Origin of the sequence: Flavobacterium sandaracinum (genome assembly GCF_004349135.1) — a bacterium.
In the GTDB taxonomy this organism is placed as follows: Bacteria; Bacteroidota; Bacteroidia; order Flavobacteriales; family Flavobacteriaceae; genus Flavobacterium; species Flavobacterium sandaracinum.
On sequence record NZ_SMFN01000017.1, the window covers coordinates 74568 to 92866 of the forward strand.

Sequence of the window (18299 nt, forward strand, 5' to 3'; positions counted from 1 at the left end):
TACTAATATGAATAATTCACCCCAAATAGCTCCTAGTATAATTCCCCCTTCGGGGGTTAGGGGGCTTTTTCAAGAACAAATACAACAAGGAATTCCTTCGGTCTTACCCAAACCAAAACCATACGAAATAGAAATCAATCACGCACCAAAGCGCAAAGAAATCCTTTCGACAGCAGAAAAAAAACTGGCGTTACGTAATGCCTTACGTTATTTTGAACCGCAACATCACGCCGAATTAATCACAGAATTTTTAGAAGAACTAGAAACCTACGGCCGCATTTATATGTACCGTTTGCGCCCCGATTATGAAATGCGTGCGCGTCCAATTACTGAATATCCAGGTAAATCTGAGCAAGCAAAAGCCATTATGCTGATGATTCAAAACAATTTGGATTATGCTGTGGCACAACATCCGCATGAATTGATTACGTATGGTGGCAATGGAGCTGTTTTTCAAAACTGGGCACAGTATTTATTGACGATGCAATACTTATCAGAAATGACCGAGGAACAAACCTTGACCATGTATTCCGGACATCCTATGGGTTTGTTTCCTTCCCACAAAGAAGCACCCAGAGTTGTCGTGACCAATGGAATGGTAATTCCTAATTATTCTAAACCGGACGATTGGGAAAAAATGAATGCATTAGGCGTTTCGCAATACGGACAAATGACCGCAGGGAGCTACATGTACATAGGTCCACAAGGAATTGTACACGGAACCACTATTACGGTTTTGAATGGTTTCCGTAAAATAAAACGCAGTCCAAAAGGCGGTTTATTCGTTACTTCAGGTTTGGGCGGAATGAGTGGCGCACAACCAAAGGCTGGAAATATTGCAGGTTGTATTACCGTTTGTGCCGAAGTAAACCCAAAAATAACGCACATTCGCCACAGTCAAGGATGGATCAATGAAGTCATTGAAAATGTGGATGAATTAGTGAAAAGAGTAGCTTTGGCGAAAGCCAATAATGAAATTGTTTCTATCGGTTATTTAGGAAACGTGGTTGATGTTTGGGAAAAATTTGACGAAGAAAATATCCACATCGATTTAGGTTCCGATCAGACTTCGCTTCATAATCCGTGGGCGGGCGGGTATTACCCAGCTGACATTTCCTTTGAAGAGGCCAATGTAATGATGGCTGAAAAACCTGATTTATTTAAAATAAAAGTTCAAGAAACATTACGCAGACACACAACTGCTATCAATAAACACACTGCTAGAGGAACCTATTTCTTTGATTATGGAAATGCGTTCTTATTAGAAGCTTCCCGCGCCGGTGCTGATGTAATGGCAGAAAACCATATCGATTTCAGATACCCAAGTTATGTACAAGATATTATGGGCCCTATGTGTTTTGATTATGGGTTTGGCCCTTTTCGATGGGTTTGTGCTTCGGGAAAGCCCGAAGATTTAGCCAAAACTGATTTAATTGCTTGCCAAGTTCTGGAAGAAATGGCAAAAACTGCTCCTGACGAAATTCAGCAACAAATGCAGGATAACATTCACTGGATCAAAGGCGCTCAGGAAAATAAACTGGTTGTGGGTTCACAAGCCCGCATCCTTTATGCTGATGCTGAAGGTCGTGTAAAAATTGCTGAAGCTTTTAATCAGGCTATAGCCAAAGGCGAAATAGGAACAATCGTTTTAGGAAGGGATCACCACGATGTTTCTGGCACCGATTCGCCTTATAGAGAAACCTCTAATATTTATGACGGCTCCCGTTTTACAGCAGATATGGCCATTCAAAATGTTATTGGAGACAGCTTTCGTGGCGCCACTTGGGTATCCATTCACAATGGCGGAGGAGTTGGCTGGGGCGAGGTAATTAACGGTGGTTTTGGTATGGTTCTTGATGGATCTAAAGAAGCTTCAAAACGTTTAGCATCAATGCTTTTCTGGGATGTCAATAATGGGATTTCCAGAAGAAGTTGGGCTAGAAATGAAGGAGCCGTATTTGCTATAAAAAGAGCGATGGAGACGCAACCTTTATTGAAAGTAACCATCCCTAATGTAGTAGCCGACAATTTGTTGGATTTTTAAAAATTTGGACATATCTTTAATCGATATTTAATTATCAAATAAATACATCATGAAAACAATTAAACTCCTCCCCGTATTGCTCCTCTTCGTATTTGCCTCGTGCAGTTCTGTAAGAGTCTATTCTGATTTTGATAATAAAGTAGATTTTAGTCAATATAAAACCTATGCTTTTCACAAAAAAGGAATTGACAAAGTTGAAATTTCAGAATTAGATAAGAAAAGAATACTCAATGCCATCGATCGGGAATTGAGTAAAAAAGGAATGACCAAAAGTGAAAATCCTGATTTATTAATCAACATTTTTACCAAAGAAAGAGAGAAAATAGATGTCAATCAATTCAACATGGGTTGGGGATACGGTTGGGGTTGGGGATGGAATCCTTTCATGTGGGGAGGACAAAACACTATAGCTTCATCCTCAACGGAAGGAACTTTATTTATAGATTTAATTGACGGTAAGAAAAAAGAATTAGTATGGCAGGGCGAAGGCATTGGATATCTAACGCAAAATAGAAAAGATAAAGAAAATAGAATCAATGTATTTGTTGCTAAAATTCTGGAACAATTTCCACCAAAAGAAAAATAGATTTCAACTACAATAAAACTTAAAGCCTACCTTTGCGTAGGCTTTTTTATACCCAATTATGACACCACAAACCGACATTTCTACACTTAAAGATATCAAATTACTAGTAGATACTTTTTATTCTAAAGTTCAAAAAGACGAATTCATTGGACCTATATTCAATGAAAAAATAGGCGATCGCTGGCCGGAACATCTGGAAAAAATGTACCGCTTTTGGCAAACTATCTTGCTCGAAGTACATTCCTATTCCGGTAGCCCCTTTCCGCCGCACAAACAATTACCGGTTGCCAAAGAACATTTTGACCGCTGGATGGAAATTTTCACACAAACTACGGATCGTTTATTTGCAGGGCCATTAGCCGATGAAGCGAAATACCGAGCTAAAAACATGGCAGAAATGTTCAACTACAAAATTGACTATTTCCGTAATCTTGAAAAAAACCAAACGAACAATTCATAGTTTCAAAAGTAGTTTTTAATCTAAAATCTGTCTTTTTCGCAAACACTAACACATTCTTTTATGCGTAGATTATTATTTCTTGTCGTTTTACCAACTTTTCTATTTTCTTGTTCTAATTTAAAACAAACTACTGAAAACACGCCAGCTCCCAATTTAAAACTAATCAGCACCATTGAAATTCCATTTGAGGAAACGTTTCAGAATACAAAAGTAGGCGGATTGTCCGGCATAGATTATGATGCAAAAAACGATTTGTATTACCTGATTTGTGATGACAGATCGATGTTTAACGAGGCTCGTTTCTATACTGCCAAAATTCCGTTACTTGAAAACAAAATACAAAACATCGTTTTCCAAAGTGTTAACTATTTAAAAAACGAAAGTGGAGACGTTTATGGCAATTGGAACACCACACCCAATACTTCAACAGATCCCGAAGATATTCGATACAACCCAAAAACAAACACTTTAGTTTGGAGTAGCGAAGGGGCACGAGTGATAACTGGAGACAAACAAGTGTTGCAAGATCCTTCCTTGAATTTCATGGATTTAAAAGGTAATTTTCTAGGCAATGTCACCTTGCCGGAAAATTTAAAAATGCAGCAACAAGAAAAAGGGCCAAGAAATAACGGCACTTTAGAAGGAATTACTTTTGACAAAAAGTACAAAAACATTTACACCAACATTGAAGAACCACTTTTTGAAGATGGAGACCAAGCCAATACCAGCAACGGCGGATACATCCGAATCTATCAATTTGATGCGAAAACTAAAAAGAATACCGCTCAATTCGGCTATAAATTAGAACCCATTGCTCTTGAGCCCAATCCAAAAGGAAGTTTTGCGGTCAATGGCGTTTCAGCGATTCAGTATTATGGTAAAAATCAGTTATTAGTAGTGGAGCGTTCCTACTCAACGGGAACACAAGCCTGCACGGTAAAAGTATTTTTATGTGACTTGAAAAAAGCTACTGATGTAAAAAACTACAACTCGTTACAAAACCAAAAATTAGATTTGGCATCTAAAAAACTGATCCTAAACATGGATGATTTGGGAATTTTTATTGATAATATCGAAGGACTTACTTTTGGACCAAAATTAGCCAATGGTAATTCCTCCTTGATTTTTGTATCTGATAATAATTTTTCGGAGAAGCAAAAAACGCAGGTATTGGTGTTTGAGGTGGTGGAGTAGATTTTAAAACAATACTTAACAGTTGTTGTGGATTATTAAAACTTTTTCAATTTATCCGGGTTTTGCTTTCCATTAAAAATGTCTAGAATCAGGACTTTCTCATTCGTCCGTTCATATATAATTTTGTAAGACCAAATACTTATATGTCGGAATTTTTCTTTATTAATAATAGGATCAATTGAATATTCATAGCGTTCATCCTGTAACGACTCTACCAAATCAATTATCTTATTCAAAACTTTGTCTGCATTTTGTGGACTATCCTCAAAAATATAATTATAAATTTCAGAAAGCGATTTACTAGCTTCCTGAGACCAAATTACAATCATTTCTTTTGAGATAAAACATGGCTTCTAACTTGTTCTGAAGTATAGGTTTCTGCTCCATCTGCAACAGATTGACTAATAGATTCTATGTGCTCTATGTACTGGGTTTTAGTCAAAAATTTACCTTCAAAAGTATTTGCAACAACATAATTCCCGTTTAAAATAGACTCTATTTGCTCTAATAGCTTTTCATCTTGAACTGCTATTAGTTTTTTGATAATCTGATTCTTATATAACTCGATATTCATAACACTTTCATTTAATAGAGTAAAGATACCATTTTTTAACGCACAGTTGTACAGAGATTCCTTTTTCATTAGAACCAAATATCATAAGGGATAACAAAACTAAATAGTTATAAAAACCACATAAAATTTAAACGATACTGTTTCATAAATCCCCCAAATGCCCTAGCCCCGAGTGAAATAGAAAGCTTTTTGCAAAAGCCGTTTTGGTTTTTCTTGTTTATAAAAAGCGACCAAAGGAAGCTCTTTTATAAACTTTAGAAAAACAAACGGGTTTGCAAAAACTTGCAATGAAAAGCGGGAAATCGCTCCTGAAATTCGTACTTTTGCAGTAGAACTACAACGTTTTCGATATGAACTCAATTATAGAAAGCAATCCGTTATTAGACCGATTGCCAAAGCACTTACGACAATTTATTAAACCTCAGGACTATAGCGATTACACGCCTATAAACCAAGCGGTTTGGCGTTATGTGATGCGCAAAAATGTAGCGTATTTATCAAAAGTGGCGCATAGTTCCTACTTGGAAGGTTTGAAAAAAACAGGAATTGAGATTGACAAGATCCCGAGTATGTATGGGATGAATCGGATTTTAACCGAAATAGGTTGGGCAGCAGTTGCTGTAGATGGATTTATTCCGCCTAATGCGTTTATGGAATTCCAAGCCTATAATGTTCTTGTAATTGCATCAGACATTCGCCAACTCGAACATATAGAATACACGCCTGCACCGGATATTATTCACGAGGGTGCTGGTCATGCGCCTATTATTGCAAATCCAGAATATGCGGAATACTTACGCCGTTTTGGAGAGATAGGCTGTAAGGCGATTTCTTCACACAAAGACTACGAAATGTATGAAGCAATCCGACTGCTTTCGATTGTGAAGGAAGCCGAAGATACGCCACAAGCTACGATTGATGCTGCTGAAAAAGCGGTGGAAGATTTACAGAACAACATGGGCGAATTATCCGAAATGGCCCAAATACGAAACCTACACTGGTGGACTGTGGAATACGGTTTGATCGGAACAGTCGAGAATCCAAAAATTTACGGCGCTGGTTTACTGTCTTCTATTGGTGAAAGTGCGCATTGCATGACACCGGAAGTAAAGAAAATACCGTATGATATTTCGGCTGCTACGCAAAATTTTGATATTACAAAACTGCAACCACAATTGTATGTTACGCCAACATTTGCGTATTTGAATTTGGTTTTAGAAGAATTTGCCAATAAAATGGCACTTCGCACTGGCGGTTTATCGGGAATTAATAAGCTTATTGACTCGAATGCTTTAGGAACTATTGAATTGAGTACTGGCTTACAAATTTCAGGTGTTTTCAGTTCGGTTATCGAGCAGGATGGCAAACCTATTTACATACAAACTACTGGTAAAACAGCTTTGGCTTACAGAGAGAAAGAGTTAGTAGGACATGGCACTTTGACCCACCCAGAAGGCTTTGGAAGTCCAATAGGAAAGCTAGAAGGCATCAACTTAGCCATTGAAGATATGAGTCCGAAAGACTTGAATGCCTACGATATTTTAGAATCTAAAACCGTTAAACTGGAATTTGAAGGCGGAATCACTGTTGAAGGTGAAATTGTTACCGGTTCCAGAAATTTACAAGGAGAAATTACGCTGATTCGCTTTAAAAACTGTACGGTTACGCATGGAAAAACTGTTTTGTTCCAACCAGAATGGGGAGTTTACGATATGGCGGTAGGCAAGAAAGTAATTTCGGCTTTTTCAGGTCCTGCTGACGTGAATAGTTTTGACTTGATTTCACACCTTCCGTCCAGCACCACTATAAAAGCCAAACATTCGGCTGAACGCGATGATTTAGAAATTTTATACCAAACGGTTCGAAACACAAGAGAAACCAAGGATACGGAAACTTCTTTGGCACCACTATTTGAAAAACTACAAAACAATCACCCAAACGATTGGTTGCTAGCCGTTGAAATTGTAGAACTTTTAAACGATAGAACCGAGCCGCAATTGTTGCAAGAAATAATGGTATATCTTGATCAATTAAAAAACAAAAGACCTGAAGTAGCGCATTTGATTGCTGGAGGTTTAGACTTGATTTTTGACAAAGAGAAAGCTTAGATAAAAACCAACCGCAGATTCACAGATTTTTAGAATTATTTAAAATCGGTGCATCTGCGGTTAAGTTTTTGAATTACAATTTGATTTGCTTTCCAAAATCCTTCTCGGTTTCAATCACTTTTCCATCGTATTTTAAGGTCCAACCTAGCTGACTGGTGGTAATTAAAAGTTTGGATAACTCACTAATTAATCGATTTTGCGCATTGGTTTTCAAAGATGATTTCTCAATTTTCTTAGCCAAATTTGCCTTTACAGATTTATTGATTTTATTGTAATCTTCTCCCGTGAACGGATTTAATTTGCTCTGCTCCACATCATAAAACTGAATATCAGGACTAATTTTAATTTCTTCTTTTGGTATGCTAACAATCGTAATGGTTTTATTTTTCTCATCGATATCATACTTTATTTTGTGCAAATCGTATGCAACAGTCACATCGGCATTGACAACAACTAAAGCTTTTTTCTCGAAAGAAAGCATGTCCATCATGTACTTTTGTTGATTTTTATAAGTTATCACTTCCGAGAAATGACCTTCGGTAACTACTAATTTACCAACATTTAGAATTTGTTGCTGAATAAGATTTGTGTTGTAAGTGATATCTTCATCTCCGTTTTTCTTAAAATCACAATATTTAAACAATAAAAATATTCCACCGATAACTGCTATTGCGATAAGTATTCTTCTAAGCATAATTAAAATTTCATAAATGAATATTGATTCTCCAATATAGTGATTTTTTCTCGGACTTTAGACTCAAATTTCAAATGACTTTCTGAATTTGGGTTGAAAGATTTGTGCGAAAGACTTTTTTGGACACGCTCTACTTCTTCCATCGTAGCCAAAGCGCTTTCACAAATCATAATTTCTTTGAAACGTTTCCAAATATAATCGATTGCCACTTGGTTGGGATGCAACATATCTTCAGCATAAAAACGGTAATCCCGCAGTTCGTCCATCATGATTTCGTAGCTGGGAAAGTAAACCCCCTCCGCCGCCGAAGGAGGAAATTGCAAAACAGTATACAAAGCAGAAATTAAATTTGCTTTACTTACTTGATTTTCGACAAAACCATCTTTGATGTGACGCACCGGAGAAACCGTAAAAATAATAGTGCAATTAGGATTTACAGCATGAATTAATTTGATTGTGTTTGCAACACTTTTTTCTGTTCCTTCAACAGAAAGCAATTCTTTCTTGAACTGCTTTTGTGGCGCTTTATGGCAATTCGCCACAATAGAATCACTTTCTATATTTCGATAAACCCACGAGGTGCCATACGTTATGATAATATGTGTTGATTGGGCTAGTTGCTGGTTAGTTAATCTGATTAGTGCATTTAAAGATGCTAGTAAATCTTCTTTATTTGAATTACTCCAATCAGAATGCACGTCAAAACAATGCCAGCGTTCATTGTGAAAAAAAATGTCTTTTTCGGTGAATAATGCTGTATTGATGGCTTTTTGGATAATTTTCTCAATAGAAACCGGATTGAAAATTATCCCGAACGGATTAATGGTATTTTGAAATTTAAAATACTGGAATTTATCTCCCATATTTTCAGCAAAACAAGAACCTAAAGAGACAATCTTTGAATTGTAATCTAAAGGATGATTACTTTTAGAAATGGGGATTTGGGTTCTGAATTGCATTGCTATTGTATTTACTACAAATTTGAATAATTTTAGTGAATTAAATGGTGTTTCACTCTTTTTTCATTGGCTATAAAAATCTAAAATTAAAAAACCCTTTTAGAGTTTTACACGCTAAAAGGGTTCTTAAACCTATAAACTTAAATCCTTATTCATAAAAGTATTGAAAAGTTACATCATGTATATTGTTTCCATTATAGATATAAAACTCTTTCATCTCACTTGGATATCCATTAGCATTATAAGTATATTGATTGTATCTAGGAAAAGAGCCCGAAATATTAGATTTCAAAATGTTATTAAACCTATGCAAATGGTATCGTAATGCAGAAACATTATAAAGAGGCGGAATCTCTTGAAACACTATTTTATCTAAACCTAAGATACTCTTTTTAGGATTCGATTTTGTATCATACTCAAAACTTCCAAAAATTAAACTGGCGTCCAAAGATTCTGATTTAACCAAATTTTTATTCGTATCAAAAGAAAACTTACCTTCCCATATCAGCGTTTCTATATTATCCCTTGAATCACTGGAATACATTTTACAATTGATTCCACTAGTATTTATTTTAGCATAAACTACTCTCAGTACAGCTTTAAAAGTGTCAAAATATTGTTCTCTGGTGGAAGAAATTAAATCTTCATTACTATCATAAAAAAAATCTGTTTTCAGAACAAGCTTATCTTGACTATTCCCAATATTCTTTACTTTTATACTAGTGATTAAATTACCCGTATAAATATACTCAGTTTTATAAGTATACAAAAAGCCAATGTTTCCAACTACCGAAAGATCTTTTTTCGCTGTAACTTCACTAACAATTTTGTTTCCATTATAAACAAAATCAGTTGTACTCAATTCTTTTCCATCCTTATCTAATTCAATAATTTTTTTTACGAGTACTGTTGATGGAGTTACAGGTGTATCATTTTCACCACTATCGCCTGAACACGATGATAACACTAGTAACAAAACAATTAATCCTAAAGCTATTTTTCTCATATTCTAATTTTTAATAAATTAAAGTATAAAAAAGCAATTTAACACTATTAATTGCATAAAAAAACTCAAATATCTTTTGATTCGATATTTGAGTTTTGATTTGTATATGGAATTATCGGTAACTAATTCTTGTACTAGTAGAAATATTCCGTTTTCAGATAGCCTCTATTTCCATTAGTAGCAACATTGTTTTCTGAAACCTGTTCTATTGGGTAATTATCTAAATCGTATTTAAAAGAATTAGTATAGAAATTAGCCGATGATGTTATTTGGTCGTCTTTAGAAACACTTGTAATTACAGTACTTATCAAACTATTATTCGAAGATATTTCTTCATTATAATCTAACAATTTTTTGTAACCCAAAATATTATATAACGGATTATACTTTGCATCATAATCAAAACTTACAGTATATTCTATCAAAGTCCCTGATGCAGTATTATCTAAAATTCTTTCGTCTTTGATGAAATTTTCATTTTCAAAATACAATTTTCCGTGAAATTCTTTTACTTGCTGATTCCCAGAAGCAATCGAGAACTTTTCATAAGAAACCGTTTTATCTGCATTGTGAACGTATTTAATTCTATACTTACCCAAAGATGTAACTTCAACTAATTTCCCTTCAAAGTAACTGTAATTAATAGTCTCCAGAAGCTGATTTGTTTTGTTTTGTGTTACCCTTTTTGTAATCAAATCCTCAGTATAGGTGAAATCGGTACGCTTATTGGCACCGTCCATGCTAACTATTTGATTACCATTATAAGTATAAAGGGTCGTTTCTGCAGTACCGCCTTCTGAGGTCTCAACGACCTTCTTTAGCAATTTCATACTGTCGTCATTATCATTTGAACACGAATAAATTGTCAACACTAAAAACGACAAGAATAAATGTAGCACTATTTTATTTTTCATAATAAATCAATCGCTTTTTCCCTTTAATTTTGGCACAAAAGTCAACAAATCTAACCAAATTAAAATTCTACTTCAAAATTCATCGTTACAATCCACATATTTCGGTTGAACTACTACTTCTGAATCGAATTCCAATACCCAATAAAGATTCTAAAATCCGTTCTTTTAAACAAAAAAACCCTTTTAGAACTTATGTCCTAAAAGGGTTTCTATTATAAAAAATAAATTTGTTCTACTTTACAAACTCAATTGCTTTCTCTAAAGCTTGTTGAATTCCAGCTACATTCTTCCCTCCTGCTGTAGCAAAAAACGGTTGTCCACCACCGCCACCTTGTATAAATTTACCCAATTCACGTACTACTTGACCAGCATTCAGATTTTTCTCCGCCACTAATTCTTTAGAAACATAACAGGTTAACATTGGTTTTTCTTCGTCGGCTGTAGCCAAAACTAAAAACACATTATTCCCTAAATTCCCTAATTCATACGCCAAATCTTTTGCTCCTTCCGGACTCAATTCGACTTGTTTTGCCAAAAATTGAACACCGTTTATTTCCTGTATTTCAGCAATTAAACTCGCTTTCAAATTTTTGACTTTGTCTTTTACCAAAGCTTCAATTTGTTTCGCTAATTTGGCATTTTCTTCTTGCATTGAATGAACGGCTTTCAAAATATCCTGAGGATTTTTTAAGGCTGATTTCACTTCATTTAATGTGTTTTCATACGAAGCAAAATGTGCTTTTACGGCATCACTTGTAATCGCTTCAATACGACGAATTCCTGCAGCTACCGCTCCTTCAGAAACGATTTTGAAATGCCAAATTTCAGCAGTGTTTTTCACGTGGATTCCTCCGCACAATTCCATGCTTTCGCCAAATTTAATCGCACGAACTTCATCACCATATTTCTCTCCAAACAACGCCATTGCTCCTTCTTGAACTGCTTGCGCAAAAGGAATATTTCTTCTTTCTATAAGAGGTAATTGCTCTTGAATTCTTGCGTTTACAAAATCTTCGACTTGTTGCAATTCGGTTTCCGTCATTTTAGCAAAATGCGAAAAGTCAAAACGCAAATAGTTCGGATTGACTAATGAACCTTTTTGTTCCACATGCGTTCCCAAAATACTTCTTAAGGCTTGGTGCATCAAATGCGTAGCCGAGTGATTTCTAGAAGATAAATTCCTCAAATCCTGATTTACTTTGGCCACAAACCCAGCACCTATATTCTCTGGTAATTTTTTTGCAAAATGTAAAATCAGGTTGTTTTCTTTTTTCGTGTCGATGATTTCAATCGTTTCATTTGCTGAAACTAGTGTTCCTTTATCACCTACTTGACCACCACCTTCAGGATAAAAAGGCGTGTTATCTAAAACGATTTGGTATAAAATCCCATCTTTTTTACTATCCACTTTGCGAATACGAGTGATTTTTACATCACTTTCTGATTGATCGTAGCCTACAAATGTTTCTACATTTCCAGGAATAAGAACAGACCAGTCTTCAGTTGAAACTTCTGATGCGGCTCGAGAGCGATTTTTTTGTTCTTGCATCGCAGCGTTAAAACCAACTTCGTCTAGTTCGAATCCTTTTTCTCTTAGAATCAATGCTGTTAAGTCAATTGGAAATCCAAAAGTATCGTATAATTCAAATGCTTTTGCTCCTGCTATTATTGTTCCTTTCTCCTCTTCAATAACTTTATCTAGCAATTGCAATCCTTGGTCTAATGTTCTCAAGAAAGAAGCTTCTTCTTCGCGAATCACATTCGTAACCAATTGTTGTTGCAATTTGATTTCTGGGAAAAATTCTCCCATTTGATTTGCCAAAACAGCAACTAGTTTATTGATAAAAGGTTCTTTGGTATCTAAAAATGTAAATCCGTAACGAATTGCACGACGCAAAATTCTACGAATTACATAACCAGCACCTGTGTTAGATGGCAATTGTCCATCAGCAATAGCAAAAGCTACTGCACGAACGTGATCAACCACTACACGGATAGCGATATTCGTTTTCTCCTCGACTGCGCTCGGAGTGACAGCATTGTCTACATATTTAAAACCTGTAATTTGTTCTACTTTTTCAATCAGTGGCGAAAAAACATCCGTGTCATAATTGGAAGTTTTTCCTTGCAACGCCATACACAAACGTTCGAATCCCATTCCAGTATCGACATGTTTTGCAGGCAATTTTTCCAAAGAACCATCCGCTTTACGGTTGAATTCCATGAATACATTGTTCCAGATTTCCACTACTTGCGGATGGTCATTGTTTACTAGACTTTTTCCTGAAACTAACGCTTTCTCTTCTGCAGAACGAATATCAACGTGAATTTCGGAACATGGACCACACGGACCTTGATCTCCCATTTCCCAGAAGTTATCTTTTTTGTTTCCAAGAATGATGCGGTCTTCATCAATTAATGCCGCCCAAATATCCCAAGCTTCTTGATCGAAAGGTACGTTTTCAGCGGAATTCCCTTCAAATACGGAAACGTATAAGTTTTCTTTTGGGATTTTATAGACTTCCGTCAAAAGTTCCCACGCCCAGTTGATGGCTTCTTTCTTGAAATAATCACCAAATGACCAGTTTCCCAACATTTCAAACATGGTGTGGTGGTAGGTATCAAAACCTACATCTTCCAAATCGTTATGTTTTCCTGACACACGAAGGCATTTTTGCGTATCGGCTATTCTGTTGCTTTTTGGAGTTCCGTTCCCCAAAAAATATTCTTTGAACTGTGCCATTCCTGAATTGTTGAACATCAAGGTTGGATCATCCTTAAGAACAATGGGAGCCGATGGAACGATTAAGTGTCCTTTTGATGCGAAAAATTCCAGAAATTGCTTGCGTACGTCTTGTGATGTCATTGATTTAATTTAAATATTTAAAGATTCCAAAATTTAAAGATTGTTTAGGATTGAATTTTTCAATCTTTAAATCCTTAAGTATTTTAATTTTTTGCCCCAGATTATCTCACATGCTCTTATTTTCAGCGGAGTTCACTGAACACTTAGTGTTTGCAGTGGAAAGCTTTGAAGTTTTGAAATCTATTTTTTCTTGGGTTGGCAGAGCGACCGGAGGAAGCTCCTGCTGGATCATTAGAAAAAAAGATTTCAAGACGAGAACTTGCAACGAATAGCTGGAATAGGCACATTATTTTATTTATTCCTGAAAAAAGGATGTAACAAATGAAACATTTCTTAAATTTGTTCGTCTAACCTTTTACAGTGTGCAAAAATAGGGTATTTTAAAATATGTCGAAAGTAAAATATTATTACGATTCCGAAAATCTAGCCTATAGAAAAATAAAAACACAAAAAAGAAGAAAATTTGGTGTTGTTATCTTGTTTTTATTGGCAGCGGCGTTGTTTGGTTTTTTAAGTTTTATCATTTTATTGAACACTCCTTATTTTGAAACACCAAAAGACCGTTTGCAAGCCCGTGAAATTGAAAACTTGAAACTGAATTACGCGCTACTGAACAAAAAAATGGATCAGATAAATGGTGTTCTTGAAGCTATTGAAGATCGAGACAACAATTTGTATCGGGTCTATTTTAATAAAGCGGCCATTCCAGATTCAGTTCGCGAGGCAGGATTTCAGGGGAAAAATAGGTATAAAGTGCTGGAAGGGTATAACAATTCGCAGTTGGTGATGAATACCACAAAAAGAATGGATGTTTTGACTAAAGAATTAGCGATTCAGTCCAAATCATTAGACGTTATTTTGAAATTGGCAGAAGCTAAAAGTGATTTTTTGTCAGCCATCCCTGCCATTCAGCCAGTACAAAATGAAAATTTAAAACAAATGGCTTCTGGTTTTGGATACCGCACGGATCCTTTTACAAAAGCAAGGAAAATGCATGAAGGCATGGATTTTACGGCAAAAAGTGGAACACCTATTTATGCCACTGGTGACGGAGTGGTTGCACAAGCTGACAATACCGCTTCAGGATACGGAAATCATATTGTTATTCGGCATGGATTTGGATACGAAACGTTGTACGCCCATTTGAGTAAATACAATACCAGAGCAGGACAACGCGTAAAACGAGGTGATGTTATTGGTTATGTGGGAAGTACAGGAAGATCAGAAGCTCCGCATTTGCATTATGAAGTTCATAAGGATAAAAAAGTAGTGAATCCGCTTAATTTTTATTACGGCAATATTTCGGCAGTGGAATATGTTGTCATCGCACAACTGGCAAATCAGGAGAATCAATCGCTGGATTAAGTTTGTAAAAAATGAAGAATGAAGAGTGAGAAGTTAGTGGGTTAAAATACAAATACTTGCTATCAATTAAATATCAAAATAAAAAAACAATAGTTAGAACAACACATAAAACATGCACATTGAACTCTCTAAAGATAAAAGATATTACAGTATTGGCGAAGTAGCCAAAGCATTTGATGTGAATGCCTCGCTGATTCGTTTTTGGGACAATGAATTTGATATTCTGAAACCAAAAAAGAATGCGAAAGGCAACCGAATGTTTACCCCTGAGGATATCACTAATTTACAATTGATCTATCACTTAGTCAAAGAAAGAGGTTTTACGCTAGAAGGTGCCAAAACCCATTTGAAAGAAGGACAAAAGAAAACACTAGATAAGTTTGATATTATTCGAAAATTAGAAACGATACGCACACAATTAACAAATATTAAAAACGAATTATAATCATTAAAATTTCTTACTAATTACATTTTTTAAACAATTAAATATTAAACACTAAATTAAATAAACATGAGAAGATTTTTGCCTTGGATTATCGGAGCAGTTGTAATTTTTGCAATTTACAGCTGGGTTAAAGGAATTAACAATACTGCAGTAACGTTAAACCAAAATGTAGAACAATCTTGGGGTGATGTACAAACGGCGTATCAAAGAAGAAATGACCTTATTGGGAATTTAGTAAATACCGTAAAAGGTGCCGCTGATTTTGAAAAAGGCACGTTGACAGCAGTTATCGAAGCGCGTTCCAAAGCTACTTCTGTAAAAATTGATCCAGCAAATATTACTCCGGAACAATTAGCTGAATTCAATAAAGCACAAAGTGGCGTAAGCAGTTCATTGTCTCGATTATTAGTAACTGTTGAAGCGTATCCAGAATTGAAAGCCAACCAAAACTTCTTGAAATTACAAGACGAATTGGCCAGTACAGAAAATCAAATTCTAACGGCTAGAACACGTTTTAACGAAGCCGTAAAACCATATAACTCTCACATCAAAACGTTTCCAAACAGCTTATTTGCTGGATTATTCGGATTCAAAGAGAAAGCATACTTTAATGCAGTTGAAGGTGCAGACAAACCAGTTGAAGTAAATTTCTAAAAAACGATTTCAGATTTTCGATTAATGATTTTTGATTGTAGGACATTCTACAGTCAAAAATCGCTAATCATCATTCAAAAATTTATCCCATGTCAAAAGTAGAAGATTTTTTAACCAAAGAAGATGAACAAGAAATTGTTGAAGCTATTCGTATGGCTGAAAAGAACACTTCTGGCGAAATTAGAGTTCATATAGAGAAAACAACTTCCATGGATGCGTACGATCGCGCTTTGGAAGTTTTTCATGAATTGAAAATGGATGAAACCGAGCTGCAAAATGGTGTCTTAATATATCTAGCAGTAGACGATCACCATTTTGTAATTTGCGGAGACAGAGGAATTAATGATGTTGTACCAAATGATTTTTGGAATTGCACCCGAGATATTATGGTGGCGGAGTTCAAAAAAGGTGATTTCAAGCAAGGTCTTATTGATGGAATTGCCAGAGCAGGTGAACAACTGCAACATTATTTCCCATGGCAAGAAGGCAATACAAATGAATTATCAAACGAAATATCTAGAGGATAATGCTATTACAAAAAAAGAGTACCCTAATTGCACTAAAGCTTTTTGTCTGTTTATTATTCACACAAATTGGCTTTGCGCAATTTACCATTCCTGAAAAACCAACTCTTCAAACTTCAGTTTATGATTATGCGAATGTGCTCAGCGCAACAGAAAAAGCACAATTAGAAGAAAAACTAATTAAATATTCTGATTCTACCACAACTCAAATTGTAGTCATTACGATTGAAAGTCTTCAAAACGAAGATGTGAGTCAACTGGCAACCAAATGGGGACAAACGTGGGGAATTGGCGGGACGGAGAAAGACGATAATGGTGTTATTGTTTTATTGGCTAAAGCCGAAAAAAAAATAGCAATCAATCCCGGTTATGGATTAGAAGATCGACTAACTGCTGGAATTGGTGGAGAAATAATTCGGAATATTATTATTCCTGAATTTAAAGCCGGAAGTTTTTACAATGGATTAGACAAAGGAACAGACGCACTTATTGATGTTTTCAAGGGAAAATATAAAGGCGAACGTGTTAAAAAAACCAAAGATAAAGGATTCCCTATTTTACCCTTAATCGTTATTGTTATCATTATACTGGTACTTATTTCAAGAAACAAAGGTGGCGGTGGCGGTAATTCTGGAAACAGAGGCGGTGGCATTGGACCTAGTTTATTGGATGTTATTATACTCAGCAGCCTTGGAAGAAACAGCGGTGGCGGTGGATTTGGTGGCGGTTCCTCTGGTGGTGGATTTGGTGGAGGCGGTTTCGGCGGTGGATTTGGCGGCGGAGGTTTCTCTGGTGGCGGATCTAGCGGAGGCTGGTAACTCTTAGTTTGCGCTATTCATTACTATAATGAAACAGCAAATACAATTAGATTAAAAAATAATGGCTCTTAAAATTAATACTTTTTGTCCTGTTTTAAGAGCCAATTTATTCGAAAATATAAATCAATCCTACTAAATGCTTTCACATAAAGCCAAATATGCACTAAAAGCACTTTTATATTTAGCGCAACAACAAGAAACTCATGTTTCTCGAACTATCGAAATTGCCGAGGCAGCCTCTATTCCAAAAAAATTTTTGGAACAGATTTTATTAGACCTAAAACGAGCACATTTTGTAGGAAGCAAACAAGGAAAATTTGGCGGTTATTATCTTTTGAAATCTAAAAACGAAATTACTTTAGCTGACATTCACCGTCTTTTTGATGGTGCAATTGCGTTACTTCCTTGTGCATCATTGAATTTTTACGAACGCTGTTCTGATTGCGTCGATGAATCGGAATGCTTACTACGACACGGATTGATTACCATTCGAGAAGAAACTTTAAAAGCTATGGAAGGTATTACTATTGCTTCATTGGTAAAAAAATAAAAAAATATTTTTTAAACTCTACTAATTTTATAGAATTAATTATATATTTGCCTCGAATTTAATAAATCATTAACAATCCAAATTTAAACGTATGAAAACGTACCTAAGTAAGTTTGCTTTTTTGACCAAGCAATCCCAAAAAAATCAATTAATTATAATTAAAAAAAAGAATTCCCAAATGATGTGTATGTGTTAGTTAAAAAAATTTAATTTAAATTCTACTAATTACATATAATTTATCACTGCTATCCGAAAGTCGGAAATTAAAATTGTCTGAGAATCCCTTATTTTTGTTTTGCGAAAAATAAAATAATTTTATGGGACTCTTCAGACGAAACAAAAATAACAATAAACCTTTACTTGGGCAAATATTAGATTTAGTTCCTCGCTGGATTTTGGAATCGTGTATTAAAAAACATCAAAGTGACAAAGGATGTAGCAAATACAAGACTTATGACCAGTTCGTAGCTTTAACTTTCGGACAGCTCAATAAATGCTATACTTTGAGTGATATTTCTACTGGTATAGGGGTTTGTCA

At 35.4% G+C, this 18299-nt stretch carries 19 protein-coding genes; 12 read left to right on the forward strand and 7 right to left on the reverse strand.

What is annotated here, in order from left to right; translation table 11 throughout:
• Positions 1-7 precede the first annotated feature (7 nt).
• From E0F91_RS13395 to E0F91_RS13410, 4 genes are read left to right on the forward strand one after another with little or no spacing between them, the layout of a single operon-like run.
• Positions 8-2044, forward strand: coding sequence for a urocanate hydratase (locus E0F91_RS13395; protein ID WP_132066965.1), 2037 nt, complete (start codon positions 8-10; stop codon positions 2042-2044).
• A gap of 49 nt (positions 2045-2093) precedes the next feature.
• Positions 2094-2630 carry a DUF4136 domain-containing protein gene (locus E0F91_RS13400; RefSeq protein WP_132066966.1) on the forward strand — a complete coding sequence of 179 codons (537 nt, stop codon included), beginning with the start codon at positions 2094-2096 and terminating at the stop codon, positions 2628-2630.
• A gap of 58 nt (positions 2631-2688) precedes the next feature.
• Positions 2689-3090, forward strand: coding sequence for a group III truncated hemoglobin (locus E0F91_RS13405; RefSeq protein ID WP_132066967.1), 402 nt, complete (start codon positions 2689-2691; stop codon positions 3088-3090).
• A 60-nt stretch (positions 3091-3150) separates the two neighbouring features.
• Positions 3151-4284, forward strand: coding sequence for an esterase-like activity of phytase family protein (locus tag E0F91_RS13410; protein WP_132066968.1), 1134 nt, complete (start codon positions 3151-3153; stop codon positions 4282-4284).
• A 35-nt stretch (positions 4285-4319) separates the two neighbouring features.
• Here the strand turns inward: E0F91_RS13410 and E0F91_RS13415 are convergent, their stop codons facing one another.
• Positions 4320-4613: a type II toxin-antitoxin system RelE/ParE family toxin gene (locus E0F91_RS13415; protein WP_073352681.1), complete on the reverse strand. Its 294-nt coding sequence runs from the start codon at positions 4611-4613 to the stop codon at positions 4320-4322.
• On the reverse strand, positions 4610-4858 hold the full coding sequence (locus E0F91_RS13420) for a hypothetical protein (RefSeq protein ID WP_132066969.1): 249 nt from the start codon (positions 4856-4858) through the stop codon (positions 4610-4612). The genes E0F91_RS13415 and E0F91_RS13420 overlap by 4 nt, the downstream gene beginning before the upstream one ends.
• A 350-nt stretch (positions 4859-5208) precedes the next feature.
• Between E0F91_RS13420 and E0F91_RS13425 the strand changes: the two genes are divergently transcribed.
• Entirely contained in the window at positions 5209-6966 is a 1758-nt protein-coding gene (locus E0F91_RS13425) for an aromatic amino acid hydroxylase (protein WP_132066970.1), read from the forward strand.
• A gap of 73 nt (positions 6967-7039) precedes the next feature.
• Here E0F91_RS13425 and E0F91_RS13430 read toward each other — a convergent pair whose 3' ends face one another.
• From E0F91_RS13430 to alaS, 5 genes are all read right to left on the reverse strand, one after another.
• Positions 7040-7660 (reverse strand): DUF4230 domain-containing protein, encoded by a 621-nt coding sequence (locus tag E0F91_RS13430; RefSeq protein ID WP_132066971.1) that lies wholly within the window; start codon positions 7658-7660, stop codon positions 7040-7042.
• Between the two features lie 2 nt (positions 7661-7662).
• Entirely contained in the window at positions 7663-8619 is a 957-nt protein-coding gene (locus E0F91_RS13435; protein WP_132066972.1) for a GSCFA domain-containing protein, read from the reverse strand.
• Positions 8620-8767: 148 nt separating this feature from the next.
• Positions 8768-9625: a hypothetical protein gene (locus tag E0F91_RS13440; RefSeq protein WP_132066973.1), complete on the reverse strand. Its 858-nt coding sequence runs from the start codon at positions 9623-9625 to the stop codon at positions 8768-8770.
• A gap of 134 nt (positions 9626-9759) precedes the next feature.
• A complete protein-coding gene (locus tag E0F91_RS13445; RefSeq protein WP_132066974.1) occupies positions 9760-10539 on the reverse strand; it encodes a hypothetical protein in 780 nt (259 codons plus the stop codon).
• A gap of 232 nt (positions 10540-10771) precedes the next feature.
• Positions 10772-13405, reverse strand: coding sequence for an alanine--tRNA ligase (gene alaS / locus E0F91_RS13450; RefSeq protein WP_132066975.1), 2634 nt, complete (start codon positions 13403-13405; stop codon positions 10772-10774).
• Positions 13406-13792: 387 nt separating this feature from the next.
• On the opposite strand from alaS, the gene E0F91_RS13455 reads away from it, so the two are divergent.
• The 7 genes from E0F91_RS13455 to E0F91_RS13485 form a co-directional block, all read left to right on the forward strand.
• The gene (locus E0F91_RS13455; RefSeq protein WP_132066976.1) at positions 13793-14770 is read left to right on the forward strand and encodes a M23 family metallopeptidase; all 978 of its coding nucleotides are present in this window, start codon (positions 13793-13795) and stop codon (positions 14768-14770) included.
• Between the two features lie 112 nt (positions 14771-14882).
• Positions 14883-15215, forward strand: coding sequence for a MerR family transcriptional regulator (locus E0F91_RS13460; protein WP_099714491.1), 333 nt, complete (start codon positions 14883-14885; stop codon positions 15213-15215).
• A 66-nt stretch (positions 15216-15281) separates the two neighbouring features.
• Positions 15282-15869 (forward strand): LemA family protein, encoded by a 588-nt coding sequence (locus E0F91_RS13465; protein ID WP_132066977.1) that lies wholly within the window; start codon positions 15282-15284, stop codon positions 15867-15869.
• 89 nt (positions 15870-15958) lie between these two features.
• A complete protein-coding gene (locus tag E0F91_RS13470) occupies positions 15959-16396 on the forward strand; it encodes a TPM domain-containing protein (RefSeq protein WP_132066978.1) in 438 nt (145 codons plus the stop codon).
• Complete coding sequence (locus E0F91_RS13475; protein ID WP_132066979.1) at positions 16396-17211, forward strand: TPM domain-containing protein; 816 nt, start codon at positions 16396-16398, stop codon at positions 17209-17211. Before E0F91_RS13470 ends, E0F91_RS13475 begins: the two co-directional genes overlap by 1 nt.
• Before the next feature lie 136 nt (positions 17212-17347).
• On the forward strand, positions 17348-17761 hold the full coding sequence (locus E0F91_RS13480) for an RrF2 family transcriptional regulator (RefSeq protein WP_132066980.1): 414 nt from the start codon (positions 17348-17350) through the stop codon (positions 17759-17761).
• A 317-nt stretch (positions 17762-18078) separates the two neighbouring features.
• Positions 18079-18299: DUF4372 domain-containing protein (locus E0F91_RS13485; protein ID WP_132065863.1), on the forward strand; the 221-nt coding region annotated here is incomplete at its 3' end.

Excerpts from the sequence above, each read along its gene's own strand:
- E0F91_RS13445 (WP_132066974.1), bottom strand. The coding sequence starts at position 10,539 with ATGAAAAATAAAATAGTGCTACATTTATTCTTGTCGTTTTTAGTGTTG.
- E0F91_RS13440 (WP_132066973.1), bottom strand. The coding sequence starts at position 9,625 with ATGAGAAAAATAGCTTTAGGATTAATTGTTTTGTTACTAGTGTTATCA.
- E0F91_RS13460 (WP_099714491.1), top strand. The coding sequence starts at position 14,883 with ATGCACATTGAACTCTCTAAAGATAAAAGATATTACAGTATTGGCGAA.
- E0F91_RS13430 (WP_132066971.1), bottom strand. The coding sequence starts at position 7,660 with ATGCTTAGAAGAATACTTATCGCAATAGCAGTTATCGGTGGAATATTT.
- alaS (WP_132066975.1), bottom strand. The coding sequence starts at position 13,405 with ATGACATCACAAGACGTACGCAAGCAATTTCTGGAATTTTTCGCATCA.
- E0F91_RS13420 (WP_132066969.1), bottom strand. The coding sequence starts at position 4,858 with ATGAATATCGAGTTATATAAGAATCAGATTATCAAAAAACTAATAGCA.
- E0F91_RS13470 (WP_132066978.1), top strand. The coding sequence starts at position 15,959 with ATGTCAAAAGTAGAAGATTTTTTAACCAAAGAAGATGAACAAGAAATT.
- E0F91_RS13400 (WP_132066966.1), top strand. The coding sequence starts at position 2,094 with ATGAAAACAATTAAACTCCTCCCCGTATTGCTCCTCTTCGTATTTGCC.
- E0F91_RS13405 (WP_132066967.1), top strand. The coding sequence starts at position 2,689 with ATGACACCACAAACCGACATTTCTACACTTAAAGATATCAAATTACTA.
- E0F91_RS13410 (WP_132066968.1), top strand. The coding sequence starts at position 3,151 with ATGCGTAGATTATTATTTCTTGTCGTTTTACCAACTTTTCTATTTTCT.
- E0F91_RS13395 (WP_132066965.1), top strand. The coding sequence starts at position 8 with ATGAATAATTCACCCCAAATAGCTCCTAGTATAATTCCCCCTTCGGGG.
- E0F91_RS13435 (WP_132066972.1), bottom strand. The coding sequence starts at position 8,619 with ATGCAATTCAGAACCCAAATCCCCATTTCTAAAAGTAATCATCCTTTA.
- E0F91_RS13455 (WP_132066976.1), top strand. The coding sequence starts at position 13,793 with ATGTCGAAAGTAAAATATTATTACGATTCCGAAAATCTAGCCTATAGA.
- E0F91_RS13415 (WP_073352681.1), bottom strand. The coding sequence starts at position 4,613 with ATGATTGTAATTTGGTCTCAGGAAGCTAGTAAATCGCTTTCTGAAATT.
- E0F91_RS13425 (WP_132066970.1), top strand. The coding sequence starts at position 5,209 with ATGAACTCAATTATAGAAAGCAATCCGTTATTAGACCGATTGCCAAAG.
- E0F91_RS13465 (WP_132066977.1), top strand. The coding sequence starts at position 15,282 with ATGAGAAGATTTTTGCCTTGGATTATCGGAGCAGTTGTAATTTTTGCA.
- E0F91_RS13480 (WP_132066980.1), top strand. The coding sequence starts at position 17,348 with ATGCTTTCACATAAAGCCAAATATGCACTAAAAGCACTTTTATATTTA.
- E0F91_RS13475 (WP_132066979.1), top strand. The coding sequence starts at position 16,396 with ATGCTATTACAAAAAAAGAGTACCCTAATTGCACTAAAGCTTTTTGTC.